Consider the following 24,813-nt stretch of genomic DNA (forward strand, 5'->3'; position numbering starts at 1 on the left):
GAGCCTAGCGGCCGAGCTTGGGGGAGAAGATTCTGGCGATGAGCCTCGCGAGGCCGTTCAGGAGCATGACGATGAGCACCAGGGTGAGTGCGCCGGCCCAGGCCCTGTCGAGATACGCCTGGGTGTCCGTGCCCTGGTTCGCGTACTGGGTGTACACGAACACCGGGAGGGTCATCATCCGCTGGCTGAACAGGTCGTAGTTCATGCTCGCCGTGAAGCCGGAGATGATCAGCAGCGGGGCCGTCTCGCCGATGACCCGGGAGATCGAGATCATGATTCCCGTGACGATGCCGGCGATCGAGGTCGGAAGCACCACCTTGAGAATGGTCAGCCACTTCGGCACGCCGAGGGCGTATGCGGCCTCGCGCAGCTCGTTCGGCACGAGTTTGAGCATTTCCTCGCTCGAGCGCACCACGACCGGGATCATCAGCACCGAGAGAGCGATGGCACCGCCGAAGCCGAAGCGGATGCCCGCATCCTGGAACAGCAGGGAGAAGAAGGCGAAGGCGAACAGGCCTGCCACGATCGAGGGGATGCCGGTCATCACGTCCACGAAGAAGGTGATTGCCTGGGCCAGCCGGCCGCGTCCGTACTCGGTGAGGTAGATAGCGGCGAGCAGGCCGATCGGCACCGAGATGAGCGTGGCGACGCCGGTGATCTCGAGGGTGCCCATGACGGCGTGCAGGGCGCCGCCGCCCGCGCCGACGACGTTGCGCTGCGACTCGGTGAAGAACGTCGGGGTGAGGAAGGCCGGCAGCCCGTTGACGACCGTCGTGAAGACAAGTGAGATCAACGGCAGCAGTGCGATCACGAAGGCGGCGGTGACGAGGGCGGTGACGAGGCGGTCCTTCGCCCGGCGCACGCCTTCGACGGCGTAGGAGAGCGCGTAGATGGCGACGCAGTAGAGCACTGTGCCGAAGAAGACCGTGCCGACGATGTTGAAGCCGGAGGTGGCCCCCGACAGCTGGAGCACCAGGAAGACCGCTCCGGTGACGATCCAGCTTGCCAGCAGGACGTAGAGCGTGGAGTTCCTCGGCAGCTTGCCGGCGGCGTATGCGTTGGCCTGGGGCGTGTTCGCGGCCCGGGTGGCGGTCGTGCTGCTCATCAGTTCGCTCCCGAGAAGGCCTTGCGGCGGTTGATGATGTAGCGGGCGATCATGTTGACCGCGAGGGTGATGACGAAGAGGATCAGGCCGGTGGCGAGGAGGATGTTCACGCCGACGCCGTGCGCCTCAGGAAAGTTCAGGGCGATGTTCGCGGCGATGGTCGTCGGGTTCTGCGAGGTCAGCAGTTGGAAGAGCACCGTCGGGCTCGGCGAGAGCACCATCGCGACCGCCATCGTCTCGCCGAGGGCGCGGCCGAGGCCGAGCATCGAGGCGGAGATGATGCCGGAGCGGCCGAAGGGAAGCACCGCCATTGAGATCATCTCCCAGCGGGTGGCGCCGAGGGCGAGGGAGGCTTCCTCGTAGAGCACCGGAGTCTGCAGGAAGATCTCCCGGCAGAGTGCGGTGATGATCGGAAGCACCATCACCGCGAGCACGATGGCGACGGTGAGGATGGTGCGCCCGGTGCCGGAGACCGGTCCGGCGAAGAGCGGGAACCAGCCGAACCAGTCGACGAGGTTCGCGTAGAACGGCTGGACGAGCGGGGCCAGCACGCCGATGCCCCACAGGCCGAAGACCACGGACGGCACGGCGGCGAGGAGGTCGATGACGTAGCCCAGGCCCTGGGCGATCCGCCGGGGGGCGTAGTGCGAGATGAAGAGGGCGATGCCGATCGCGAGCGGGATCGCGATGATCATGGCCAGCAGTGCCGACCAGAGCGTGCCGAAGGCGAGCGGCCAGACGTAGGCCCAGAAGTTGGTGAAGCCGCCGCTGAAATCGGCGGGTGCCGCGACGAAGGCCGGCAGGCTCTGGACGAGCAGGAACCCGGCGACGGCGGCGAGCACGGCGAGGATCAGGCTGCCGGCGACGACGGTCGCCGTTGAGAAGATCACATCGCCGGGACGCTGGGGGGCGCGGATTCGATCGCGGGCAACTACGGAGGTCATGCCGGGCGTCTCCCTGAGGTTCGGGTGGTGAAGCGAAAACGATGCGCGGTCCGGGGGCCGTACACCCCAGTCTGCCCGGTCCGGGCCGCTGATACGACGCGGGCCCGGACCGGGCAGACTTCGGTGGAGCTGGTAGTGCGGGTCGTGCCGGTGAAACGGGTGTTACTTGACGGTCGCGAGAACCGCGGCGACCTTGTCGGCCAGGTCGGTCGAGAGCGGCGCTGCGCCACCGGCGGATGCGGCGACCTTCTGGCCGTCAGCACTGGCCATGTACGTCACGTACGCCTTGACGAGCTCGCCCTGGGCGGGCTTGGCGTATTCGGTGCAGACGACCGCGTAGCTGACCAGCACGAGCGGGTAGTGCGTCGCGTCGGTCGTGGTGCGGTTGATCTTGATGGCGAGGTCGCTCGCGTCGCGGCCCGTGACGAGCGGGGACTCGGCGACGACGGCGGCCGCGGCTTCCGCGGTGTAACCGACGAAGGTGTCGCCGACCTTGATCTTCGCAACGCCGAGCTTGCCGGCCTTGGATGCGTCCGCGTAGCCGATCGTGCCGACGCCGTTGGTCACGGCGTCAACGACACCGGAGGTGCCCTTGGCGCCTTCGCCGCCCTGGATCGGGAATGCGTCGGCTGCCTTGTCGGTCCACACGGTCGGTGCGGTCTGGAAGAGGTAGTCGGTGAAGTTCTTCGTGGTGCCCGAGTCGTCCGAGCGGTGCACGGCGGTGATCGCCGTTGCCGGAAGGGTTACGCCGGAGTTGAGCGCGGCGATGGCCGGGTCGTTCCAGGTCGTGATCTCGCCGCGGAAGATGTGCGCGAGGGTTGCGGAGTCGAGCTTGAGGTCCGTGACGCCGGCGACGTTGAAGATGACCGCGATCGGGGAGATGTAGACGGGCAGGTCGACGGCCTTGGCGCCGGCGGCGCAGGACGCGAACGTTCCGGCGAGCTCGGTGTCGTTGAGCGCGGAGTCGCTGCCGGCGAAGTCGGAGCCGCCCGCGATGAAGGTGGAGCGGCCCGCGCCGGAGCCGGACGGGTCGTAGTTGACCGTGACGTTCGGGTTGGAGGTCTGGAACGCTGCGATCCAGGCTTCCTGGGCGGAGCCCTGGGCGGACGAGCCGGCGCCGGTGAGCGTTCCGGTCAAGGTGCTGGTCGTCGCTGCGGTGGTGCTCGAGCCGGTTCCGGCTTCGTTGGAGGCACACGAGGACAGTGCGAGAGCGGCGGCGACGGCGATGACTGCGGGTCGGCCAAAACGCTTGAGATTCACGAATTTTCCCTTTCGAGGGTTGACAGCAGTGAAACTGACTGCAGGGCGGGGCCGGTGCTGGCCCCGGTCAGACGATAATCCGACGGCTTAACGACACCCCCTCCGGAAGATGAACGGAAGGTTAACGTGAACGGGCTGTTCGGCGGGCCGGCGGGCCCTCAGACGCTCGGTCGGTAGGTTTCGATGCCGAGGATCCCGGCGCTCGGGTTCTCGCGGGACAGGTGCACGACGGAGAACGATCCGATGTCGAGGTGGGAGGCCTCCTCGATGTAGAGGCCGAAGGTGCTCCCCGTGGCGAGCGCGATCTCGTGCAGGATCTCGGGCAGCACCGGGCCGTGGCTGCAGATGACGGCGGTCTTGCGGGAGCGGATGCGCTTGCCGATGCCGGCGCGGACATCCGCTACGCCCTGTTCGAAGGCGTCCTGGCTGAAGAGCTCCGTGCGCTTGATCGGGATGCCTGTCGCGGCCGCGAGCGGGGCGACGGTCGTGATGCACCGGGTGGCCGTGCTCGAAACGATGCGGCGCGGGCGCCACGCCGCCACGGTCGGCACGAGTTCGACGGCCTGGGCGACGCCGCGTTCGGTGAGGGGACGGGTGCTGTCCGGGCCGGCCCAGCTTGAACCGGTGACGGCCTTGCCGTGCCGGAGGGCGATGAGGGCGAAGGTCGTCGTCACGCCCCTGTCGACGAGTTCGGCGAAGGCGTCGATGATCTCGACGTCCTGCGCGTAGCTGAGGTAGCTGCGTGCCTTTTTGATCGTGACCCATTCGATAGCCGCGATCTCGCTGTTCGGCACGAAGGTCGAGCGCTGGATCTCCTCGGGGTGCACCTCGGCTGCCCAGTACTGCACGATCTTTTCCCTGCCGTTTCCGAGCGAGTACCGCGATTCGCCGAGCGGCACGCCCAGGGCGACCGCGAGTCCGGTTTCTTCCTCGATCTCCCGCACGGCCGTCTGCGGCAGCGTTTCGCCGGGGTCGACCTTCCCCTTGGGGATGGTGACGTCGCCGTAGACCGTGCGGTGCACGAGCAGGACGTTCATCTTGCCGTCGATCAGGCGCCAGCAGACCGCACCGGCAGCGTGGATCGCTCCGTTCGGGAGGACCGCACTCATCGGCGACCCGTCGGCCGAACGCGTCGGGAGATCTGCTGCATCAATCGGTCCTGCATGTCGTCGAGCGGCTTTCCGGAGTCATCGAGGTGGTGGCGGGTCCATTCGCCGGTGTTGTCGAGCCACCAGGATGCCGTGCGGTCGTCCATGGCGCGGTTGAACAGCCCATCGATCTCCGTGAGGTGATCGGGGTCGACGAGGCGCACAAGGGCCTCGACGCGTCGGTCGAGGTTGCGGTGCATCATGTCGGCGCTGCCGATGTACACCTGGGTGTCCCCGCCGTTGTGGAAGGAGAAGATCCGGGAGTGCTCGAGGTAGCGGCCGAGAATCGACCGCACCTTGATCGTCTCGCTGACACCGGGGAGGCCCGGCGTGAGGCTGCAGATGCCGCGCACCCAGACCTCGACGGGGACCCTGGCCTGGCTGGCCCGGTAGAGCGCGTCGATGATGGCCTCGTCGACCATCGAGTTGACCTTGATGCGGATGCCGGAGGGCTTGCCGTCGAGGGCGGCCTGCGTCTCCTGGTTGATCGCCTTCAACAGCCCGCGACGCAGGTGCAGGGGCGCGACGAGAAGCCGCTTGAACTTCTTCTCGATCGCGTACCCGGAGAGCTCGTTGAACAGGCGGGTCAGGTCCTTGCCGACCTGGGGGTCCGCGGTCAGCAGGCCGAGGTCCTCGTAGAGCCTGCTGGTCTTCGGGTTGTAGTTACCGGTGCCGATGTGGCTGTAGTGCCGCAGCACGCCGTTCTCGTTGCGCACGACGAGGGCGAGCTTGCAGTGCGTCTTGAGGCCGACGAGGCCGTAGACGACGTGCACGCCGGACTTCTCGAGCTTGCGTGCCCAGGAGATGTTGGCCTGCTCGTCGAAGCGGGCCTTGATTTCGACGAGGGCGAGCACCTGCTTGCCGGATTCGGCGGCAGCGATGAGAGCCTCGACGATCGGGCTGTCGCCGGAGGTGCGGTACAGCGTCTGCTTGATGGCGAGCACGTCGGGGTCGGCGGCGGCCTGCTCGAGGAATGCCTGCACGCTCGTCGCGAAGGACTCGTACGGGTGGTGCAGCAGGATGTCGCGGCGCGCGATCGAGCTGAAGATGTCGGGCTCGGCGTTCGGCTCTGGCGCGAGGAGCTGAACGGCCGTGGTCGGCACATGCTTGACGTAGCGCAGGTCCGGGCGGTCGACGCGCAGGTCGAACAGTCCGCCGAGATCGAGCGGGGCGGGCAGCCGGTACACCTCCTGCTCGGTGACGTCGAGTTCGCGCACGAGCAGGCCGAGGGTGACCTCGTCCATGTCCTCGGTGATCTCGAGGCGGATGGGCGGGCCGAACCGGCGGCGCAGCAGTTCCTTCTCGAGGGCCTTGATCAGGTTCTCGGTCTCGTCTTCCTCGATCTCGACGTCCTCGTTCCTGGTGACCCGGAAGACGTGGTGTTCGAGGATGTCCATGCCGGGGAACAGGTCGCCGAGGTGATTGGCGATGAGGTCCTCGAGCATGATGAAGCGCACGTTGTCGAAGCCCTCGCGGCGGTCGACGCGCACGAAGCGCGGCAGCATCGTCGGCACTTTGAGCCTCGCGAACTCCTGCTTGCCGGTCTTCGAGTTGCGTACCCGGACGGCGAGGTTGAGGGAGAGGCCGGAGATGTAGGGGAACGGATGCACCGGGTCGACCGCGAGGGGCATCAGTACCGGGAAGATCTGGTTGGAGAAGTAGTCGCGGAGCGAGCGGTGGTCGGCCTCGTCGAGGCTGTCCCAGGTGGCGATGTGGATGCCGGCGGCCATCATGGCCGGGCTGACGAGGTCCTGGAAGGCGCGGGCGTGCCGGTCCTGGAGCACATGCGCCATCGCCGAGATGTCGGAGAGGGCGTCCTGCGGTGCGGTACCGATGTTCGTCGGCACGGCGAGTCCGGTCAGGATGCGGCGCTTGAGTCCCGCGACGCGGACCATGAAGAACTCATCGAGGTTGCTCGAGAAGATGGCGAGGAAGTTCGCGCGCTCGAGAACCGGGAGCAGCGGGTCCTCGGCGAGTTCGAGCACCCTCTGGTTGAACGCGAGCCAGCTCAATTCCCGGTCGAGATACCGGTTGGTGGGGAGTTCCGGGTCGTCCTTGCCGGTCAGGGGATCGAAATCGTCATCGAAGTCGCTTCCGAGACCCGATTCGTCCTGAATGTTTTCGCCGTCCATGAGTCCATCCTGACACCGCAGGACCTGCCGGTGCGACGGTTCCGGGTGAACAGTGCCTATCGGGTTCGGCGGCGGTACTGGACGTCGACACTGCGATCGGTGAATCCGAGGGACCGATACAGCCGAACGGCAGGCACATTGTCGCCCTCGACGTAGAGCGTCGCGCTGGTCGCCCCGCGCCGGCGCAGACGCTCGAGCCCCGCGGTCATCAGCCGGCGTCCGAGGCCGTGCCCGCTCCACTCGGGGCTCACCCCCACCACGTAGATCTCACCCTCGGCTGCTCCCGGCTCGATCTTCAGCCAGTTGTAGCCGACCAGGGCGTCGCCGACGCGGGCGACGAGGAAGTCGCCCGCGTCGAACCAGGCCTCGTTCATGCGGTCGGCGAGGTCGGCCGCTGTGATGCCGCCCTGCTCGGGGTGGGTTGCGAAGGTCCGCGCGTTCAGGGTCACCCAGGCGTCGGCGTCGGCGGCGGGGTCGAACGCGGTGATCACGATCGCGTCGTCCTTCTCCCGGGAGGAAGCCTCCTCCGGGGCGGCGGATGCCGGGGGAGCGGACGATGCGTGGAGCGCCAGTTCCAGCTGGAGCAGTCGACGGACGGCGTCGAAGCCGAAGCGCCCGGCGAGGGCGCGGGCCGCCGGGTGATCGCCGTGCGCCCAGGCGGTCAGGCCGTCCGGCGCATCCACCGCGTACGCGGGATCGCCGAAGAGCTCGGTCAGGGCCGCGGTGGCGTGGCCGTGCCTGCGGAACCCGGGGTGCACGACGAGGTCGAGCTCACCAGAGCCGAGGACGAGGGCTCCGACGGCGGCGTCGCCGTCGCGAAGCAGAAAGGGAGTGCGGCGCCCGGCCGCAAGATCGAGGGTGGCCTGCTCGTTGAGCGGGGCATACCCGTCGACGCGTTCGGCGGCATCCGTCACTGCGGCCCAGGAGAGCGCGAAGGCGCTGTCGTCAGGCCCGTGCGACGGACTGATCACGCACGGCCTCTGGTTCCTGCACATTGAAGCGGTATCCGACGTTGCGCACGGTGCCGATCAGGGATTCCTGGTCGCCGAGCTTGGCGCGGAGGCGGCGGACGTGCACGTCGACCGTGCGGGTACCGCCGAAGTAGTCGTAGCCCCAGACCTCGCTGAGCAGCTGCTCACGCGTGAAGACCCGGGAGGGATGGGCCGCGAGGAAGCGGAGCAGCTCGAATTCCTTGTACGTGAGGTCGAGCGGTCGGCCGTAGACCTTCGCGGAATAGCTCGCCTCGTCGATGACGACACCGGCGGCGCGGATCAGCGCGGACTCCTCGGCCCGCGGCGTGCGGCCGGCGGCGAGGCGGATGCGGGCGTCGACCTCGGCGGGACCCGCCGTGTCGAGGATGACGTCGTCGATGCCCCAGCCGGGGCTGACCGCGGCGAGGCCGCCCTCGGTGATCACGAGCAGCAGCGGGACCTGACTGCCCGTCGTCTGCATGATCTGGCACAGCGACTTCGCGGCCATCAGGTTGGTGCGGGCGTCGACGAGGATGACATCGGAGTCCGGGGCGGTGATGAGCTGGTCGGGCTGGGCCGGAATGACGCGGATTCCATGCGAGAGCAACGCCAGCGCCGGCAGGACCTCCCCGCCGACCGCGGAGGTCAGGATCAATAATTGCGCCACGCGGGCCCTCCAACCATTGTTGGCCAATCCTAGCGTGCAGCCACGTGCAGCCGATTGCTCCCCTGGCAGGGCACAATGGAAGAGTGAAGTGGCAGTGGAGAAGCGTCGGCCTGGTCTGGGCGTTCGCCGTGGTCTGTTCTGTGCTCACCGGGGCCCTCGCGGCGCCCGGTCGTTCCCTCGTGTGGATCGGCCTCTCCCTCGCGGGGTGCACCATCGGCACCCTCTCCATCCAGCTCGCGACCGGGCAAAAAGAGGGCTACGTGCACCGGGTCACGCTGAGCCTCGTCGGCGCGGTCCTCGTCCTCGCCGCCGCGACCGGAATCTTCGCGCTCGCCGGGCTTCTGTAACGAACTGGTAAAGCCGCGCCGGGTACCCGCGCGCAGGCGTTTCGGCTCTCGCCGGGAGCTAAGGTGGTGTCATGTCAATCCTCGCGCTCGAAATCTTCTTCCTGGGCCTCCTCGCGCTCGCGAGCCTGTCGATCGCCTGGGTCTCCGGCATCGTGTTGTTCAAGCTGTTCCGGGGGCAGCGGTAACCCTCGATGTTCGAGCTCCCGACCCAGCTCCCGTCCGAACTCGTCCCGCTCTCGTGGCTCCTCGGCGTCTGGGAGGGGTCAGGTGTCATCGACTATGCCCTGCCGGACGGTCATCGGGTCTCACGTGAGTTCGGCCAGCGGCTGAGCTTCAGCCATGACGGCCTCCCGCACCTGAACTACAGCTCATACACCTGGCTTGAAGCGGATGCCGCAGCGAGCGTCGACGACGACGCCGAGGCGGTCGACGGGGCTGCATCCGGCTTCGTCGGGAAGACCCCGCTCATGACCGAGACAGGGTACTGGCGCCTGAGTCGTCCCCAGGGCGCCGGCGACCCAGGGCCCGGGCTGCTGCCGGCAGAGGGCGAGCACCCCTATACGACGGCGTCCGCCGTGGAGACGCTCCGCAATGCCGACGGCGGCTTCGACATCGACGTGACGCTCGTGCATCCCGGCGGTGCCGCCGAGATCTACCTCGGCCAGGTCAAGGGGCCACGGATCGACCTCGCGACCGACGCGGTGATGCGTACCCAGGGCGCGAAGGCGTACTCGGCCGCGACCCGGTTGTACGGTCTCGTCGACGGCCACCTGCTCTGGGCGTGGGACATCGCCGCCCTCGGCCAGAGCCTGCGCACGCACGCCTCCGGCCGCCTCAAGCGGGTCGAATAATCCCGGCGGTTCCCGCGTTGTCCCCGATGTGCGCCTCAGCGTTACGCAAACCCCGGAAGAAGTCCTCATGACCCCGCCGACAGCATCCGCTTCAGCCCTGCTCGACCTGCCCGGCGCCGTGCAGGCGACCGGCCCCGATGCCGGCGTCGCCGCCCACTACGGCAACCCGATGATCGAACAGCGTCACCTGCTCGCCGGCGAGGCCATCGTCGACCTCTCCAACCGTGCGGTGCTCGGCGTCTCCGGCCCGGACCGGCTGACCTGGCTCAACTCGATCACGAGCCAGGAACTGCGCTTTCTGAAGCCGGGGGAGTCGGCCGAGACCCTCGTGCTCGACCCGACCGGGCACGTCGAGCACGCGGTGCGGCTCGTCGACGACGGCATGGAGGCGTGGCTCGTCGTCGAGGCCGCCGAACTGCCCGCGCTGCTTACGTGGCTCGACCGGATGCGCTTCATGCTGCGGGTCGAACTGCGCGACCGCACCGATGAGTACGCCGTCATCGGCACGATGGGGAGCATCGGCGACCTCGCCGCTGCCGCGCCCGCGCTCGAACCCGCCGCGCCGAACGGAACCCCCCTCGTCTGGCATGACCCGTGGGCTGCCGTCGTCACCGGCGGCTTCCAGTATGCGGAAGACCCCGCGCATCCCGGTGCTGACTGGCACTGGACCGAGGCCCTCGTGCCCCGCACCGCGCTTCCGGCCGTGACTCTGGCCGTCCGCCGCGGCACCGTGCGCGCGGCCGGCCTGCTCGCCCTCGAGGCGCTCCGGATCGCGGCCTGGCGGCCCCGCCGGGCGACAGAGGTCGACGACAGGACCCTCCCGCACGAGCTCGACTGGCTGCGCAGCGCCGTGCATCTGAACAAGGGCTGTTACCGCGGCCAGGAGACCGTCGCGAAGGTGCACAACCTCGGGCACCCCCCGCGGCGGCTCGTGCTTCTGCACCTCGACGGCTCCCAGGGCGTGCTGCCGGTGCACGGCGACGAAGTCCAGGCCGTCCGTCGCCTCCCCGACGGCGACACGGAGCGTCGCGGCGTCGGCTCGATCACCTCGAGTGCTATCCACTACGAGCTCGGCCCGATCGCCCTCGCCGTCGTCAAACGCACCGTGCCTGCAACGGTCGTGCTCCAGGTGCTGAGCGAGGAGATCGCGGTCGCCGCGACCCAGCAGGTCATCGTTCCGCAGTCGGCCGGCTCGGTCGCCGAGATCCCCCGGCTGCCCCGGCTGGGCATCCGCACCCCCGGGCACTGACCCCCGGCCACCGACCACCGCCCCGGCTCTCGATAGAGTTGGAGTCATGTCATACAATCTCATCCTCCTTCGCCATGGCCAGAGCCTATGGAACCAAGAGAACCTCTTCACCGGTTGGGTAGACGTTCGCCTGAGCGAGCAGGGAGCTGCCGAGGCCAAGCGCGCCGGCGAGCTCCTCGCAGAGTCCGGCCTCCTGCCCGACGTCCTGCACACGTCACTCCTTAGCCGCGCCATCCAGACTGCGAACATCGCGCTCGAGGAAGCCGACCGCCTCTGGATCCCCGTGAAGCGCTCCTGGCGCCTCAACGAGCGCCACTACGGCGCCCTGCAGGGCCTCGACAAGGCGGAGACCCTCGCCAAGTTCGGCCCGGAGCAGTTCCAGCTCTGGCGCCGCTCCTTCGACGTGCCGCCGCCCGTGCTCGCCGACGATTCCCCCTGGTCCCAGGCGCACGACCCGCGCTACGCGGGCCTCGGCGAGGAGCTGCCCCGCACAGAGTGCCTGAGCGACGTCGTCGACCGGATGCTGCCCTACTGGGAGTCCGACATCGCGACGGACCTCCGTGCAGGCAAGACCGTTCTCGTCACCGCCCACGGCAACTCGCTGCGCGCCCTCGTGAAGCACCTCGACAACATCAGCGACGCGGACATCGCCGAGCTCAACATCCCGACCGGAATCCCGCTCGTCTACCGCCTCGACGAGAACCTCGTCCCGATCGGTGCGGGCCAGTACCTCGACCCCGAGGCCGCCGCCGCCGGTGCCGCGGCCGTCGCCGCCCAGGGCAGCAAGAAGTAGAACTCCCGCCCCATTAGTCCGCTATCGACAGTCCCCACCGAAAACGGCCCCGGAAGCATTCGCTTCCGGGGCCGTTTCGGTTGTGCGGCGTTTCGGTTGTGCGGCGGTTCGAGTGGTGCGGGCGGACTACTGGACGCCGGTCGTGCTCTGCTGCCAGGCCCCCGTGCCGAGGTACTGGATCTTCTTGGCGATCGAGACGGCGTGGTCGGCGAAGCGCTCGTGATACCGGCTCGCGAGGGTCGAGTCGACCGTGTCGGCGGCCTCGCCCTTCCAGGTCTCCGCGAGGACGGCGTCGAAGACGCTCAGGTGCAGGGCGTCGACCTTGTCGTCTTCGTTGCGGATGACCTCGGCGAGCTTGACGTCCTGGGTGGTGAGCAACTCGGTGAGCATCGTCGAGATGGTCACGAGCAGGGCGCCCATCTCGCCGAAGGTGCCCCGCAGGCTCTGCGGAACGACCTTGTCGGGGAAACGGTAGCGGGCGAGCTGCGCGATGTGGGTGGAGAGGTCGCCCATCCGCTCGAGGGACGAACTGATCCGGAGGGCGCTCACCACGATGCGCAGGTCGCGGGCGACCGGCTGCTGGCGCGCCAGGATCGTGATGGCGAGTTCGTCGAGCTCGATGGTGAGTTCGTCGATCTTGTCGTCTTCGCTGATGGCCTCTTCGGCGAGGTTGACGTCGGACTCGTTGAAAGCCCTGGTCGACTTCGCGATCGAGATGCCGACGAGACGGGAGATCTCGACGAGGCGGTCCTGAACCTCGGCGAGCTCCTGCTGGAATACTTCACGCATACGTCTGTGTTCCTTCCTGGGCGCGCGATACGCGCAGAAACGTGGAAACCACCTGGCCCCCAGTGAATCTTTGTCGACAGAGGTTAACGGCAGGTGCCGGAGTGTTGAATACTACCTAAAGTAGCCGCCCAGCGGCCCGGCACGGTTCGTTCCGCTTTTTTGTGTCAGTAATCTGGTGGAATGGAATCATCGTGGCTCGTGCTGGTGTCTCTGGCACTGGGCCTCATGGTCGGTGCCGGGTTCATCAGCCTGCTCCAGATCGCGGAACGCCACGGCCGTCGCGCCTCCGAGGTGGTCAACCCGGCCGTGCCGGACGGCATCGACCAGGTCCTCGACGCACTTGACACCGCGGCCGTCGTGCTCGACCCCTCCAACAATGTGATGAAGACATCCCCGGCCGCCGTGTCGATGGGGATGGTCTGGAACCGGCAGATCGTGCACCCGGAACTCCTCGAGCTCGCCGGTAAGGTGCGGCGCTCCGGGGAACCGATCGCCGAAGACCTGATCCTCTCCCGCGGGCCGTTCGGCGACGCGAGCATGCGCGTGCGCGTGCGCCTGGCCACGCTCGGCACCCGCTACGTGCTGCTGCTCGCCGAGGACCGCACGGAGGCCTTCCGCCTCGACGAGGTGCGCCGCGACTTCGTGGCCAACATCAGCCACGAACTCAAGACCCCGATCGCCGCCGTCGGCCTGCTCGCCGAGGCGCTCAACCAGGCCGCCGACGAGCCGGCGCAGGTGCGCAGGTTCGCCAGCAGGCTCACGACGGAGTCCGGGCGCCTGACCCGGCTGACGCAGGAGATCATCGAGCTCTCCCGGCTCCAGGCACAGGACTCCCTGTCCGAGCCGGAAGACCTCCCGATCGACGACGTCGTCGCGGCGGCCGTCGACCAGAGCCGGGTCGTTGCGGATGCCGCACGCATCACGCTCGCCGTCGGCCAGCCCTCCGGCGCCCTTGTCACGGGCGATGAACGCCTCCTCGTGATGGCCGTGCACAACCTGGTCGCCAACGCGGTGCACTACTCCGCTGAGGGATCCCGGGTGGGTGTGGGAGTGCGTCACCACGACGGCGTCGTCGAGGTGACGGTGACCGACCAGGGCGTCGGCATCCAGGAGGCCGACCTCGACCGCATCTTCGAACGATTCTTCCGGGTCGACCAGGCCAGGTCGCGTCACACCGGTGGAACGGGCCTCGGCCTCTCCATCGTGAAGCACATCGTGCAGATCCACGGCGGCGACATCCGCGTCTGGTCCCAACCGGGCAGCGGTTCGACGTTCACCATCCGGCTGCCTGAGGCGAGTCACACCGCCCTGGCCACAACAGGAGAGACCCCGTGACCCACATTCTTTTGGTTGAGGACGAACAAGCGCTGAGCGAGCCGTTGAGCTTCCTGCTCGAACGCGAAGGCTACGAGGTCACCGTCGCCGAGGACGGACCGAGCGCCATCAGCGAATTCGACCGGATCGGACCCGACCTGATCCTGCTGGACCTGATGCTCCCCGGCATCCCCGGAACCGAAGTGTGCCGCGAGATCCGCACCCGCTCCCAGGTCCCGATCATCATGCTCACCGCGAAGGACTCCGAGGTCGACATCGTCGTCGGACTCGAACTCGGCGCGGACGACTACGTGACCAAGCCGTACTCGACCAGGGAACTGCTCGCGCGCATCCGTGCGGTGTCACGTCGGCGCACCGACCAGACCGAGGACGACGAGAACATGCTCACGGCGGGCACCGTCCGGATGGACATCGAACGCCACACGGTCGCAGTGAGCGGCACCGTGGTGAACATGCCGCTCAAGGAGTTCGAGCTTCTCGAGTTCCTGCTGCGGAACGCCGGCCGGGTGTTGACCCGCGGCCAGCTGATCGACCGGGTCTGGGGCACCGACTACTTCGGCGACACCAAGACCCTCGACGTCCACATCAAGCGGATCCGCTCGCGCATCGAGGCGACGCCGTCAGAGCCGACCATGCTCGTCACCGTGCGTGGCCTCGGCTACCGCTTCGAGGCCTGACCCGGTCGGCTTCGACGCCGGACCCGGCCTGGCCCGAACCGGTCTGGTTCGAACCGGTCGGGTCCGAACCGGTCGGGCTCGACCAGTTCCGGCCTGACCCGGCCTGACCCGGTCTGGCCTTGCCTGCGTCTGCCGGGCGCTACGGCGCCGTGGTCGGCAGCAGGGTCGAGTACTGGGGGAGCGTGCCGTCGAGTACCGGCGTGAGCAACTGGAGGCCGGTCTCGGTGCCGTACTGGAAGTAGACGGGGAACAGCGAGCCGAGCGGGGCGTCGATGTTCTCGAGGGTGATCACGGGGCCGCCGGTCGCACCGATCGCGGTGCTCGACTGAGGCTTCAGTGTCAGCTGCTGGGTGACCTTGCCGGTCGTGGCCGTGTACTGCACGGACAGGCTGTGCGCTGAATCGCTCGGGTTGACCACGGTGACGAGGAGGCTCCCGGTCTTTCCGTCCGTCGAGAGCACGATCGCGTTGCGGACCTGCAGGTCGCCGACGTTGCCGCTGACCCCGTCGCTCGCGTCGTAGTGTTTGGTCGTTGACTGCGGGGCCAGCAGGTTGCATCCACTGGTACCCAGCAGGATACCGGCCGTCAGCAACACGGACAGCAAGACTCGAGCCCTCACAAGACCTCCAACAGTTCGACGGTGCGCCTGAAGGCGCGAACGCCGCAGATTTCGCTTCGAGCCTAGCGTATCGGGGAGGCCGGCCTCGTGGCCCCGCCGGCCCATGCCCCGGTCAGGGTCGCAAACCCTACCACCCCTCGCTGTGGTATCCTAGACGTTGCTGAAGGGATATCCATACATGCTTTTTGAAGTAGGCGAAACCGTCGTTTATCCCCACCACGGTGCCGCGACAATCACGGAAGTGAAGACGCGGATCATCAAGGGTGAGGAAAAACTGTACCTGAAGCTCAACGTCACTCAGGGAGACCTCACCATCGAGGTTCCCGCCGAGAACGTCGACCTCGTCGGCGTGCGCGACGTGATCGGTCGTGAGGGCCTCGACAAGGTGTTCGAGGTGCTGCGCGCCCCGTTCACCGAGGAGCCCACCAACTGGTCCCGCCGGTACAAGGCCAACCTCGAAAAGCTCGCCTCCGGCGATGTCATCAAGGTGTCAGAGGTCGTCCGCGACCTGTGGCGCCGCGACCAGGACCGCGGCCTGTCCGCCGGTGAGAAGCGGATGCTCGCCAAGGCCCGCCAGATCCTGATCAGCGAGCTGGCCCTCGCCGAAAAGACCGACGAAGAGAAGGCCTCAACTGTCCTCGACGAGGTTCTGGCTTCCTGACCCACCCTGACTTTTTTCACACGCTGAAAGGCGGCGCCGCGAGGTGCCGCCTTTCGCACGTTCCGGTGTGAACGTTCCGGTGTGAACTATCCCGCAGCATCCGCCCTCCAACAGATAGCCTCCAGACATGACTGAATACGCAGCCCCCGCGGTCGCGGTCATCGTCGTCGCCGCGGGCAGTGGCGCCAGGCTCGGAGCGACGGAGCCGAAGGCGTTCGTCCTGCTCAGGGGTCGCACGCTCCTCGAGCGCGCGCTCGGTTCCGTGTTCGGAATGGTCGAACCCGCCCAGGTGATCGTCGTGGCGCCGGACAGCCACCTCTCCGAGGCCCGGGTGATCGCGGCATCCGCCGCCGGGGCTGTCGCGTCGTACGTCGACGTCGTGGTGGGCGGCCCCACTCGTGCTGACTCTGTCAACCGGGGCCTCGCCGTGCTGCGCCCGGGCGTCGAGACTGTCCTCGTGCACGATGCCGCCCGCGCCCTCACCCCTGCCGGACTGTGCGACGCCGTCGTCGCCGCTGTGCGGTCGACCGGGCACGGCATCGTCCCCGGTCTCGCCCTCGTCGACACCATCAAGCACGTCGACGCCGAGGGCACCATCCGCGCGACGGTCGACCGTTCGGCCCTCTCGGCCGTGCAGACGCCGCAGGGCTTTCCCCGGGGCGTGCTGCTCGCCGCCATGAGCGCCGCAGACCCCGCGGGCACCCCGACCGACGACGCCGAGATCGTCGCGGCCGCCGGACATCCGGTCGGGGTCATCCCCGGAGACCCGCTCGCGTTCAAGATCACGACCCCGTGGGACCTGCACCGGGCCGAGGCCCTCCTCGACGAGCGTGCCCGCACGGATGCCGCCGCGGTCGGCCAGCAGGCCGAGGCGCCGTCACCGCGGATCGGTTCGGGCCTCGACGTGCACGGGTACGACGATGCCTCGCCGCTCTGGCTCGCCGGCCTGCACTGGCCGGGGGAGCGCGGCCTCTCCGGGCACAGCGACGGCGACGCCGCCGTGCACGCCATCTGCGACGCGCTCTTGTCCGCGGCCGGCCTCGGCGACGTCGGCGGTGTCTTCGGCGTGGCCGACCCGCGTCTCGAAGGTGCGCACGGCGACGTGTTCCTCCGCGAAACCCTCCGCCGGGTCACCGCGGCCGGGTTCCGGGTCGGCAACGTCACCGTCCAGATCATCGGCAATCGCCCGAAGGTCGGCCCGCGCCGACTCGAGGCCGAGGAATACCTCAGCGGGATCCTGTCCGCGCCGGTCAGCGTGTCCGCAACGACGACGGACCGGCTCGGTTTCACCGGGCGCGGCGAGGGCATCGCGGCCGTCGCGACGGCCCTCATCGTGCCCCTCATCCCGCTGCCGGAAACCGGCCCTGTTCTAAGCTGGGACGTGTGACGATCCAACTGTACGATTCCCGGGCCCAGGCCTTGCGTGACTTCATCCCGACGACCCCCGGTGCGGTCGGAATCTACGTGTGCGGGCCGACCGTGCAGTCCTCTCCGCACATCGGCCACCTGCGCAGCGCCCTGGTCTACGACCAACTTCGGCGCTGGCTCACCTACCGCGGCTTCGACGTCACGTTCATCCGCAATGTCACCGACATCGACGACAAGATCCTCGCCAACGCGGCAGGCACCGCAGAGCAGTGGTGGGCGCTCGCCTACCGCTACGAACTCGAGTTCACGGCCGGGTACCAGCGCCTCGGCATCCTCGCCCCCACGTACGAGCCACGTGCGACCGCGAGCATCCAGCAGATGCAGGACCTGATCACCCGACTGATCGACCGCGGCCACGCGTACCCGGCGGCCGACGGCTCCGGCGACGTCTACTTCGACACCAACAGCTGGGAGGAGTACGGGGCGCTCACCCGCCAGGGTCGCGGCGACATGGAAGCGGCGGCGGACGCCGATCCGCGTGGCAAGAACGACCCGCGCGACTTCGCCCTCTGGAAGGGTCACAAGGCCGACGAACCGGCCTCGGCGTCCTGGCCATCCCCCTGGGGACCAGGCCGGCCCGGCTGGCACATCGAGTGCTCCGCGATGGCGAGCCGCTACCTCGGAGCGGGCTTCGACATCCACGGCGGCGGCCTCGACCTGCGGTTCCCGCACCACGAGAACGAACTCGCCCAGTCAACGGCGGCCGGCGACGCGTTCGCGAAGTACTGGATGCACAACGGTCTCGTGCACGTGCACGGCCAGAAGATGTCCAAGTCCCTCGGCAACTCCGTCTTTGCTGCCGAGCTGCTCGACCAGGCCAGGGCCATCGTCGTGCGCTACTACCTCGGAGCCGCACACTACCGCTCCACGATCGACTACACCGACCACTCCCTTGCCGAGGCCGAAGCCGCCCTCGAACGCATCGAGAGCTTCCTCGACCGGGCCGACCGCCGCCTCGCCGAGACGCGTTTCGCCTCGAGCGGCGTCGAGCTCGTCCCCGACGAGTTCGCGATCGCCATGGACGACGACCTCGCCGTGCCCCAGGCCCTCGCCGTGTTGCACGAGACCGTGCGCACCGGCAACGCGGCGCTCGACGCCGAAGACTTGCGCGCCGCCGCCGCCGCCCGTGGCCAGGTGCTCGCCATGAGCGAGGTCCTCGGCATCAACCCCCTGTCGCCCGGCTGGGCCGTCGCGACGGACGAACCAGCCATGGTCGCACTCACCGCCCTCGTCGAGCGCCTGCTCTCCGACCGGGAGACCGCCAGGGAAAGCCGCGACTACAAGGCCGCAGACCGTATCCGGGACGAGCTCGTCGCCGCCGGAATTACCATCGAAGACACCCCCTCGGGTGCGCATTGGAGTTTTGACTGATGAAGAACACAGACCGCAAGGCTCGCACCGGGTCCGTGCGCAAGGGCAGCCGCGGCCCCCAGGTCGGCTCAGGCGGACAGGGCCGCCAGGCCCTCGAGGGTAAGAAGCCCACGCCCAAGGCCGAAGACCGTCCGTACCACCCCGCCGGGAAGCGCAAGGCCGCCCAGGACCGCTTCGCAGCGGCCGGCGGTGGCCGCAGCCGCCCCACGACGGGTTCGCAGGGCGGGCAGCGCTCCACCGCCAACTCCGGCGGCGGTGGCACCTCCACCCGCAAGGCGAAGTCGATCGACGAGCATGAGATCGTCACCGGGCGCAACTCGGTGCTCGAGGCCCTGCGCGCGAAGATCCCCGCGAGCACCCTGTACATCGCAACCCGCATTGAAATGGATGACCGGGTCAAGGAGGTCCTGACCCTCGCGACGGGCCGCGGCATCCCCGTGCTCGAAGTGATGCGCCCGGAACTCGACCGCCTCGCCGGCCGCGACGCCGTGCACCAGGGCCTCGCGCTCAAGGTGCCCGCGTACGAGTACGCGCACCCGATGGAGCTCCTCGAGCTCACGATCAGCCGCGGCTTCAAGCCGTTGTTCGTCGCCCTCGACGGCATCACCGATCCCCGCAACCTGGGCGCCATCATCCGTTCGACCGCGGCATTCGGCGGCCACGGCGTGATCGTGCCCCAGCGCCGGTCGGTCGGCGTCACGGCTTCCGCGTGGAAGACCTCCGCCGGTGCGGCAGCGCGCACGCCCGTCGCCATGGCGAGCAACCTCACCCAGACGCTCAAGTCGCTCAAGGAGGTCGGTGTGCTTGTGATCGGCCTCGACGGCGGCGGAGACACCTCGCTGCCCGAGCTCGGCCTCGGCTTCGCGGAGCGCCCGATCGTCGTCGTCGTCGGCAGCGAGGGCAAGGGCCTGTCGCGCCTCGTCACCGAAACCTGCGACGCAATCGTCTCGATCCCGATCAGCGCGAGCACCGAGTCCCTCAACGCCGGCATCGCCGCGAGCGTCACGCTCTACGAGATCTCCCGCCTGCGCGCGGCAGCGAAGGTCGCCAAGGCCGTCAAGCTCGCCGCCGCCAAGGCAGCCGCCACCGCCTGACCCTTCACCGGGTCAGGGTTCGCCATGACGGAGGATGCCGCGGACCGCGGCATCCGGACGTCGCCCGACCGGACGTCTAGACCTTGAGGCGCCAGTCCTGGGCGTCGTCAGCGCTGGTATCGCCGGCGCCCGCGGCGACGTCGTCGTTCGTGACGTCGATCGGAAGCGTGATGGACCCGGTCGCGGGTTCGATCACGGTCGCCTCGTCGCGGCGGTGACGCAGGACATCCTGCACATAGGACGTGACCGCTTCGGCGAGCGGGATGTCCCTGGACTGGTTCTGGGCCATGTACCAGCGGTGGTCGAGCAGCTGGTGGAACACCTCTGCCGGCTCGAGCTTGCCCTTGAGGTCGCGCGGAATCGCGCGGATGACGGGTTCGAAGACCCGGACGACCCACTCGTGGGCGAGGGCTTCTTCGTCGCTCGCCGGGTCGCCGTATGCGAGGCGATAGGCGTCGAGGTCGTTGAGCAGGCGCCGGGCCTGGTTCTCCTCGGCGTCGAGGCCGGTCAGCCGCAGCAGGCGGCGCTGGTGGTGCCCCGCGTCAACGACCTTGGGCTGGATGCGCACGGTCGAGCCGGTCGCATCCGTCTTGATGGCGAGTTCCTCGATGTCGAAGCCGAGGTCGTTCAGGCGCTCGACGCGTTCGGTGATGCGCCAGCGCTCGGAACTCGCGAAGGATTCGGAGCCGGTCAGCTCGGTCCAGAGCAGCCGGTAGGCGTTCACGATGCCGTTGCTGACCCGGATCGGGTCGAGTTCGTCCGCGGCGCGGCCGCCGGCCTCGAGGTCCATCAGCTCGCCGGCGATGTTGACCCTGGCGATCTCGAGGTCGTTCTCGCGCTGGCCCTTGGACAGGCCGCCAGGGTAGAGCTGCCCGGTCTCCGCGTCGACGAGATAGGCGGCGAAGGCGCCGGCATCGCGGCGGAAGAGAGTGTTGGAGAGCGAGACGTCGCCCCAGAACAGGCCCGCCATGTGCACGCGCACGAGCAGCAGGGCGAGGGCGTCGACGAGGCGGGTCGCGGTCGTCGGTCGCAGCGTCTGCGAGTACAGGGCGCGGTAGGGGAGTGAGAACTTGAGGTGCCGGGTGACGAGGACCGAGTTCAGCGGCTCGCCGTCTTCGTTGGTGCGGTTCGTGATCACGGCGAGCGGCTCGACGCAGGGGATTTCGAGTCCCTGGAGGGTGCGGAGCATTTCGTACTCGCGCTTGGCCATCTCGCTCGTGGTTTCCTTGATCGCGACGACGCGACCGCTGAGGTGCGCGAACCGTACGAGGTGACGGGAGAGGCCCTTCGGCAGGGCGGCGATGTTCTCGTTCGGCCAGGCGTCCAGCGGCAGGTGCCAGGGCAGGTCGAGGAGGGCCGGGTCGGCCGTGGCCGAGGTGATGTTGACAGAACCGCTCATGGATTGAGCCTACCGGTGCGGGTTGGCGGCCGGTGCCGGATGCCCCGCGGACAGGGGCTGTCCCGGGTTGCCGGGACGCAGAACGGCCGGGCGGAATGAATCCGCCCGGCCGTTCTGGTGAATCGTTGTCGACTAGTCGGCGACGGCTCCACCGAGGCGGAGGCCGCTCTCGGCGTCGAAGACGTGCAGGTGGTGCGCGGTCGGCGTCAGGTAGACCGTCTCTCCGGCGTTCGGGTGTGAACGGCCGTCGACGCGGGCGACGATGTCGGTGCGCTTGCCCTCGACCGTGGAGTGACCGTAGAGGTAACCGTCGGCGCCGAGCTCTTCGACCAGGTCGACGCTCACCTCGAGGCCCTCGCCGTGCGTGGTCGAGAGGTGGATGTCCTCGGGGCGGACACCGATGGTGACCTTCGGGCCGGTCGCGCCGGCGATGATCTCGCGGGCGACGGGGATCGTGGCGGTGCCGAACTTGATGCCACCCTCGACGGTGTCCGCGAGGAAGAGGTTCATGGCCGGGCTGCCGATGAATCCGGCGACGAAGACGTTGTTCGGCTTGGCGTACAGGTCGCGCGGGGTACCGACCTGCTGGAGCACGCCATCCTTGAGGACCGCGATGCGGTCACCCATGGTGAGGGCTTCCGTCTGGTCGTGGGTGACGTAGACGGTCGTGACGCCGAGGCGACGCTGCAGCGAGGCGATCTGGGTGCGGGTCTGCACGCGGAGCTTGGCGTCGAGGTTCGACAGCGGCTCGTCCATGAGGAACACCTGGGGCTGACGCACGATGGCACGGCCCATGGCGACGCGCTGACGCTGGCCACCCGAGAGGGCCTTCGGCTTGCGGCTGAGGTACGGCTCGAGGTCGAGCAGCTTGGCGGCTTCGAGAACGCGGGCGGCGCGCTCGTCCTTGTTGACGCCGGCGATCTTGAGCGCAAAGCCCATGTTCTCGGCGACCGTCATGTGCGGGTACAGCGCGTAGTTCTGGAAGACCATCGCGATGTCGCGGTCCTTCGGGGGAACATCCGTCACATTGCGCTCACCGATGAAGATGTTGCCGTCGTTGACCTCTTCGAGGCCGGCGAGCATGCGCAGGGACGTTGACTTTCCACAGCCGGAGGGACCGACGAGGACGAGGAATTCACCATCGGCAACCGACAGGTCGAGGTGGTCGACCGCGGGGCGGGTGGAACCCGGGTAGAGACGGGTTGCTTTGTCAAAGGTGACTGAAGCCATTTTCGGTATTCTCCTTCACCGGCAGGTACGTGCCGGACGATCCGTAGTGATGGGATTTATTGTCGGCCTGCGCATCATGGCAGGATCCGACTGTTCCAGTATGACACGCCCGAACAGGGGGTCTGCGGCGGTTTTGCCCAGCGGACGCGTCGCAAGGCAGCCCCTGTCTGGTCATTTCCCAGACTGGAGTCCTATTATTTGGAGGGCATTTACATAGGAAATGTCGATCCAAAGACCTACCCGAAGCGAGCATTCATGACTATTGGCGGATCTGGCGAGAGTCGACCTTCCCGAAATAAGCGACGCGACGCGGTCCGCACGAAGGCTACCCAGCTGCGTGTCGAGCAGAAGAAGAAGAACCGTCGCAACCGGTTCCTGCTGCAGGGCGGCATCCTGGTTGTCGCACTCGCGATCGTCGCGGTCATCGCACTCGTCGTCATGAATTCGATCCGCCCCGCAGGCCCCGGCCCCGCGAACATGGCCAGTGACGGCGTTCTCATCGGCGAGGGCATGAAGGTCACCGAGACCACGGCCCTCAAGGCCGGCGCCGACGCCGTGCCGTCCACACCGGATGCGACCGGAACCGTCGCCGACATCCGCGTGTACGTCGATTACCTGTGCCCGTTCTGCGGCCAGTTCGAAACGACCAACAGCGACCAGATCGTGAAGTGGGTCACCTCGGGTGCCGCAACGGTCGAGATCCACCCGATCTCTATCCTGACCAGCAAGTCGGCTGGAACCCAGTACTCGCTCCGCTCGGCGAACGCTGCCGCGTGCGTCGCCAACTATTCCCCCAATGACTTCTTCACCTTCAATGCCGCACTCTTCGCGAACCAGCCGAAGGAAGGCACCGCAGGGCTGGACGACGCAGCGATCATGGGGCTCGTGACGAGCTCCGGAGTCGCGTCATCCGTTTCGGAGATCAATACCTGCATCACCGACGTGCGCTACAAGGCCTGGGTCGTCGCTGCGACCAACCGGGCGTTGTCCGGGCCGCTGCCCAACACCACGGTCGAGGCCGTGACCGGCACTCCGACCGTGCTCGTGAACGGCAAGCAGTACTCGGGCGCCCTCGATGACCCCAAGGAATTCGCCGCATTCGTGCTGCAGTCCGCCGGAGAGACCTACTCGACGTCGACGCCGACGCCCACGCCGACCCCGGCGGGCTGATCCTCGACGGGTCCGCAGTTTTCGTCCGCAGCGGGCTCACGACCGGCGGATGCTGCCGGTCTGGCCCCGCGGAGCCCGTTCGTCATTTAGGATGGGGGACCGAGGCGGGAATCCGCCTCATGCCGGCCTGGCGCAATTGGTAGCGCACCACTCTTGTAAAGTGGGGGTTACGGGTTCAAGTCCCGTGGCCGGCCCCACACCCCTTGAAAACACTGGGATCCACGCCGATCCGGTCCTCTTGGAATCCGCCGCAGTCATGATTTAGTCATGATGAGAAACGACGGACGGGCCGCAAGTGCCGCGTCGCGGGCGTGGCCGACGGCATCCGTCACCTCGTCGAGGCGGTCGGGCCAGAGGTGCCCATAGGTGTTCAGCGTCTCGGCCGCGTCTCGGCCGCGTCGCGGTGTCCGAGCATTTGCTGCAGAACGAGCACGTCGGCACCGGCGGCGACGGCGGCAGACGCGGCCGCGTGGCGCAGCTTGTGTGGGGTCAGGCCGGGAATGTCGAGGCCGGAGCCCAGGACCGCCAGACGCCACGTGCGGCTGCGCCAGTTGTGGTTGTGGATCGGCCCGCCCCGCGGCCCTTGGAAGACGTAGGTGTCAGGGGAACGCCCCACGGTCAGCGCTCGCAGCTCGTCGACGAGGAAGGGCTGCAGGGGCACGACGCGAGTCGATCCGGTCTTGGGCGTGCCCGTGACGCGCTCACCCGCCGCGTTGATCGACCAGGTGGCTTTGACCGTCGCCCGGCGCGTCTCCAGGCGCAGGTCGCCGACGGTGAGCGCGAGCGCCTCGTTGATGCGCATACCCGTGTACGCGAGCGTGTGGATGAGCACCCGGTCGGTCTGGTCGGTCGTCGCTGCGAAGGCGGCGTCGGCCAGTAGCTCGACCTCGGGGTAGCTCAGGTAGATGTGGTGCGCGCGGAGGATGGTCGGCAGCTCGACGCCGTTGGCCGGGTTGACCGGCAGCCAGCCGGCCTTGTCGGAGTAGCTGAGCACGGCGCTCGTGATCGCGAACAGGCGGTCGATGCTGGCGGCACTGAGACCCGACGCCTTGCGCGGGTGCTCACCGAGGAAGTCGACGGGTGCTGAGCCGTCCTGCAGCTGAGTCACCCAGGTCTCGATGTCATGCCGTGTGATCGAGCCGATGGCGACCGCGCCCCAGCGGGGCAGAATGTGCGTGCGGAAGTCACGGTCGTAGCTGTGGCGGGTTGAGGGCTTGATCTTCTTCTTGCCGGCTAGCCAGGACTCAGACGCCCGCACGAAGGGCTTGCGGCCGAACTCGACGGGCCGGTAGCTGCCCGCCCGGGTCTCGTGGTCCGTGCGGGTCGCGAACTCTTCTGCGCCCGCCTTGATCGGGAAGGTGCGGGAACGGAGTCGCTTCGTTCCGTCGGGCTGGAGCTCGTACCAGTCGACTCGCCACCGTGAGCCACTGCCGAATCGCTCGGTCCGGATTTTCTTGCCGGTCTCGGGATCGATCTTCTGCCACAGATCGATTACCAAGGCTCTGGCCATTCGGCTCCTCCTCGATCGCTTGCGCACGAGCGTACATTTCAGGTCCGACAGCGCATGGAGGCG

The 24,813-nt window shown here is 68.0% G+C and carries 23 protein-coding genes and 1 tRNA gene; 12 read left to right on the top strand and 12 right to left on the bottom strand.

All coding sequences use genetic code 11. The features are described from left to right. Window positions 1-4: 4 nt before the first annotated feature. The 7 genes from pstA to E3O39_RS06790 form a co-directional block, all read right to left on the bottom strand. A complete protein-coding gene (gene pstA / locus E3O39_RS06760; protein ID WP_134450012.1) occupies window positions 5-1,105 on the bottom strand; it encodes a phosphate ABC transporter permease PstA in 1,101 nt (366 codons plus the stop codon). After that, entirely contained in the window at window positions 1,105-2,049 is a 945-nt protein-coding gene (gene pstC / locus E3O39_RS06765; RefSeq protein ID WP_134450013.1) for a phosphate ABC transporter permease subunit PstC, read from the bottom strand. Before pstC ends, pstA begins: the two co-directional genes overlap by 1 nt. 162 nt (window positions 2,050-2,211) lie before the next feature. Continuing rightward, complete coding sequence (gene pstS / locus E3O39_RS06770) at window positions 2,212-3,309, bottom strand: phosphate ABC transporter substrate-binding protein PstS (protein WP_134450014.1); 1,098 nt, start codon at window positions 3,307-3,309, stop codon at window positions 2,212-2,214. A gap of 158 nt (window positions 3,310-3,467) precedes the next feature. Then, window positions 3,468-4,418 (bottom strand): NUDIX domain-containing protein, encoded by a 951-nt coding sequence (locus tag E3O39_RS06775; protein ID WP_134450015.1) that lies wholly within the window; start codon window positions 4,416-4,418, stop codon window positions 3,468-3,470. Beyond that, entirely contained in the window at window positions 4,415-6,589 is a 2,175-nt protein-coding gene (locus E3O39_RS06780) for an RNA degradosome polyphosphate kinase (protein ID WP_134450016.1), read from the bottom strand. The genes E3O39_RS06775 and E3O39_RS06780 overlap by 4 nt, the downstream gene beginning before the upstream one ends. Window positions 6,590-6,645: 56 nt before the next feature. Next, complete coding sequence (gene mshD, locus E3O39_RS06785) at window positions 6,646-7,560, bottom strand: mycothiol synthase (RefSeq protein WP_198413391.1); 915 nt, start codon at window positions 7,558-7,560, stop codon at window positions 6,646-6,648. Beyond that, entirely contained in the window at window positions 7,535-8,227 is a 693-nt protein-coding gene (locus E3O39_RS06790; protein ID WP_241975327.1) for a response regulator transcription factor, read from the bottom strand. The genes mshD and E3O39_RS06790 overlap by 26 nt, the downstream gene beginning before the upstream one ends. An 83-nt stretch (window positions 8,228-8,310) precedes the next feature. Here E3O39_RS06790 and E3O39_RS06795 point away from each other — a divergent pair, with 83 nt between their 5' ends. The 4 genes from E3O39_RS06795 (at window position 8,311) to E3O39_RS06810 (ending at window position 11,467) form a co-directional block, all read left to right on the top strand. After that, entirely contained in the window at window positions 8,311-8,574 is a 264-nt protein-coding gene (locus tag E3O39_RS06795; RefSeq protein WP_134450018.1) for a hypothetical protein, read from the top strand. A 191-nt stretch (window positions 8,575-8,765) separates the two neighbouring features. After that, window positions 8,766-9,425, top strand: a complete 660-nt coding sequence (locus E3O39_RS06800; protein ID WP_134450019.1) for an FABP family protein — start codon at window positions 8,766-8,768, stop codon at window positions 9,423-9,425. A gap of 67 nt (window positions 9,426-9,492) precedes the next feature. Next, a complete protein-coding gene (locus E3O39_RS06805; RefSeq protein WP_134450020.1) occupies window positions 9,493-10,674 on the top strand; it encodes a folate-binding protein YgfZ in 1,182 nt (393 codons plus the stop codon). Window positions 10,675-10,720: 46 nt separating this feature from the next. Further along, on the top strand, window positions 10,721-11,467 hold the full coding sequence (locus E3O39_RS06810; RefSeq protein WP_134450021.1) for a phosphoglyceromutase: 747 nt from the start codon (window positions 10,721-10,723) through the stop codon (window positions 11,465-11,467). A gap of 126 nt (window positions 11,468-11,593) precedes the next feature. Here the strand turns inward: E3O39_RS06810 and phoU are convergent, their stop codons facing one another. After that, on the bottom strand, window positions 11,594-12,256 hold the full coding sequence (gene phoU / locus E3O39_RS06815; RefSeq protein ID WP_134450022.1) for a phosphate signaling complex protein PhoU: 663 nt from the start codon (window positions 12,254-12,256) through the stop codon (window positions 11,594-11,596). A gap of 180 nt (window positions 12,257-12,436) precedes the next feature. Between phoU and E3O39_RS06820 the strand changes: the two genes are divergently transcribed. Together E3O39_RS06820 and E3O39_RS06825 are read left to right on the top strand one after the other, a co-directional pair. Beyond that, complete coding sequence (locus tag E3O39_RS06820) at window positions 12,437-13,591, top strand: cell wall metabolism sensor histidine kinase WalK (protein ID WP_134450023.1); 1,155 nt, start codon at window positions 12,437-12,439, stop codon at window positions 13,589-13,591. After that, window positions 13,588-14,268: a response regulator transcription factor gene (locus E3O39_RS06825; protein WP_134450024.1), complete on the top strand. Its 681-nt coding sequence runs from the start codon at window positions 13,588-13,590 to the stop codon at window positions 14,266-14,268. Before E3O39_RS06820 ends, E3O39_RS06825 begins: the two co-directional genes overlap by 4 nt. Before the next feature lie 139 nt (window positions 14,269-14,407). Here E3O39_RS06825 and E3O39_RS06830 read toward each other — a convergent pair whose 3' ends face one another. Then, a complete protein-coding gene (locus E3O39_RS06830; protein WP_134450025.1) occupies window positions 14,408-14,887 on the bottom strand; it encodes a hypothetical protein in 480 nt (159 codons plus the stop codon). Between the two features lie 178 nt (window positions 14,888-15,065). On the opposite strand from E3O39_RS06830, the gene E3O39_RS06835 reads away from it, so the two are divergent. The 4 genes from E3O39_RS06835 (at window position 15,066) to rlmB (ending at window position 19,441) form a co-directional block, all read left to right on the top strand. After that, window positions 15,066-15,548, top strand: coding sequence for a CarD family transcriptional regulator (locus E3O39_RS06835; protein WP_035879449.1), 483 nt, complete (start codon window positions 15,066-15,068; stop codon window positions 15,546-15,548). A 127-nt stretch (window positions 15,549-15,675) separates the two neighbouring features. Next, the gene (ispD, locus tag E3O39_RS06840; RefSeq protein WP_134450026.1) at window positions 15,676-16,935 is read left to right on the top strand and encodes a 2-C-methyl-D-erythritol 4-phosphate cytidylyltransferase; all 1,260 of its coding nucleotides are present in this window, start codon (window positions 15,676-15,678) and stop codon (window positions 16,933-16,935) included. Continuing rightward, the gene (gene cysS / locus E3O39_RS06845; RefSeq protein ID WP_134450027.1) at window positions 16,932-18,347 is read left to right on the top strand and encodes a cysteine--tRNA ligase; all 1,416 of its coding nucleotides are present in this window, start codon (window positions 16,932-16,934) and stop codon (window positions 18,345-18,347) included. Before ispD ends, cysS begins: the two co-directional genes overlap by 4 nt. Next, window positions 18,347-19,441 (top strand): 23S rRNA (guanosine(2251)-2'-O)-methyltransferase RlmB, encoded by a 1,095-nt coding sequence (gene rlmB / locus E3O39_RS06850; protein ID WP_134450028.1) that lies wholly within the window; start codon window positions 18,347-18,349, stop codon window positions 19,439-19,441. Before cysS ends, rlmB begins: the two co-directional genes overlap by 1 nt. Window positions 19,442-19,517: 76 nt before the next feature. Here rlmB and E3O39_RS06855 read toward each other — a convergent pair whose 3' ends face one another. Both E3O39_RS06855 and E3O39_RS06860 read right to left on the bottom strand, forming a co-directional pair. Then, window positions 19,518-20,840 (bottom strand): DUF4032 domain-containing protein, encoded by a 1,323-nt coding sequence (locus E3O39_RS06855; protein WP_134450029.1) that lies wholly within the window; start codon window positions 20,838-20,840, stop codon window positions 19,518-19,520. Window positions 20,841-20,972: 132 nt separating this feature from the next. After that, entirely contained in the window at window positions 20,973-22,070 is a 1,098-nt protein-coding gene (locus tag E3O39_RS06860; protein WP_134450030.1) for an ABC transporter ATP-binding protein, read from the bottom strand. Between the two features lie 255 nt (window positions 22,071-22,325). Between E3O39_RS06860 and E3O39_RS06865 the strand changes: the two genes are divergently transcribed. Both E3O39_RS06865 and E3O39_RS06870 read left to right on the top strand, forming a co-directional pair. Further along, window positions 22,326-23,240, top strand: coding sequence for a thioredoxin domain-containing protein (locus E3O39_RS06865; protein ID WP_134450031.1), 915 nt, complete (start codon window positions 22,326-22,328; stop codon window positions 23,238-23,240). Between the two features lie 121 nt (window positions 23,241-23,361). Next, window positions 23,362-23,437 (top strand) — tRNA-Thr (locus E3O39_RS06870). Window positions 23,438-23,610: 173 nt separating this feature from the next. Here the strand turns inward: E3O39_RS06870 and E3O39_RS06875 are convergent. Next, entirely contained in the window at window positions 23,611-24,750 is a 1,140-nt protein-coding gene (locus tag E3O39_RS06875; protein WP_134450032.1) for a tyrosine-type recombinase/integrase, read from the bottom strand. Between the last annotated feature and the right edge of the window lie 63 nt (window positions 24,751-24,813).

This window comes from Cryobacterium sp. MDB2-A-1 (assembly GCF_004402675.1).
GTDB classification, from domain to species: Bacteria; Actinomycetota; Actinomycetes; order Actinomycetales; family Microbacteriaceae; genus Cryobacterium; species Cryobacterium glucosi.